The 1,181-nt window shown below is 34.8% G+C and carries 3 protein-coding genes; all 3 read right to left on the bottom strand.

Annotated elements, in window-relative coordinates; genetic code table 11:
• The coding region (locus tag L977_RS19900; protein ID WP_047626751.1) for a hypothetical protein at positions 1-257 on the bottom strand (257 nt) is incomplete at its 3' end.
• A gap of 11 nt (positions 258-268) precedes the next feature.
• Positions 269-499 (bottom strand): hypothetical protein, encoded by a 231-nt coding sequence (locus L977_RS19905; protein ID WP_036853254.1) that lies wholly within the window; start codon positions 497-499, stop codon positions 269-271.
• On the bottom strand, positions 496-1,020 hold the full coding sequence (locus L977_RS19910) for a bacteriophage terminase small subunit (protein WP_036853255.1): 525 nt from the start codon (positions 1,018-1,020) through the stop codon (positions 496-498). Before L977_RS19910 ends, L977_RS19905 begins: the two co-directional genes overlap by 4 nt.
• Between the last annotated feature and the right edge of the window lie 161 nt (positions 1,021-1,181).

The following is a 1,181-nucleotide window of genomic DNA, read 5'->3' on the forward strand; positions in this document are numbered from 1 at the left end:
GAACATTCAACCATATCATAGCCTAACATTAACTCATACCACCATTTTTGTGTTGGAAGTAGCTCAATTTTCATCAGGTTACCAGTAGTCAGGTAGAAGTTGTCTTCTATCCATTCAATAGCTTGCGTAACACGGTCATAGCGATAAATATATTTGTTATGAATACGTATTTGCTTCTGAATAGTCTTGCGAATGTACTTATTAATAATAATGCCGTTTTCTTTGTTGTATTCCAACATTTTATTTAAATAATACATTCATTCCCTTTCTATTCAAATACTGATTGCAAATATTCATCTGAATATGGACACCAACCTTCGTCATCAGTCATTTCTTTTTTAAGTTGTTTCCAGTTTGAAAACTGACCAATAATAGAATCGTTGTCTCCACACGTCTCACAATAATCTTCAACTTCTTCTAATTCTTTTTCTGAAGTATTTTCTGACATCAGATAAAGTCCTCCGCCCAAATGGTCTTCAACTACCCAATATTTTTTCATTCAAACCCCTCTGGGACTTTGATTTCTGGCGTTTTATACTTACTTAGCTTATAGTCGTCAAGTTCTTCAATTTTAGCTTTAAGGTCATGAGCACTTGATTCTTCCTGTTGCAATCTCCGCCATTCAGTAGGGTTATAAAGTTCAGGGTTTCCAGCCTTAGCAACCATCATTGCTACCAAGCTATCTTTATCAAGTTCTTTCTCTTTAACCTTTACTTTTTCAACGTTTCCGTCAGCGTCATATATTGTTTCTGTTTCTTTTAGCGTTCTGACTGTCAGTTTGCTCGCTAAGGCACTTTCGGCTAGTTCTAATAGATTTCCCCTAGCAATGCTTTTAGCTTCGTCATACGCCTTTATATTGTCATCTCGCCACTTTCTAAAAGTTTTAGCCGAACAATGCAAACTGGTGTAGATTTCTCTGTCATTACAGCCTGATTCAATTTTATCAATGATTTGGCTAAAAAGCGGTTCTTCATACATCTTAGGTAAAATTGTGGGTCTGCCACCTTTTTGTGTTTGCATATTATCCTTTCTTTTAAATGTGGTTATATCGTTTAAAGCCTATATTTTCGTTCCTGTGAGCGTTAAGTTAATTAGACTTAAATTATATCGTAATGATATAAACACGCTCATACGAGCCAAAATATTAGCATATAGCCATATAATTTCCTTTTTATTTGAGA

Source organism: Enterobacter sp. ZOR0014 (genome assembly GCF_000798855.1).
GTDB classification, from domain to species: domain Bacteria; phylum Pseudomonadota; class Gammaproteobacteria; order Enterobacterales; family Enterobacteriaceae; genus Enterobacter; species Enterobacter kobei.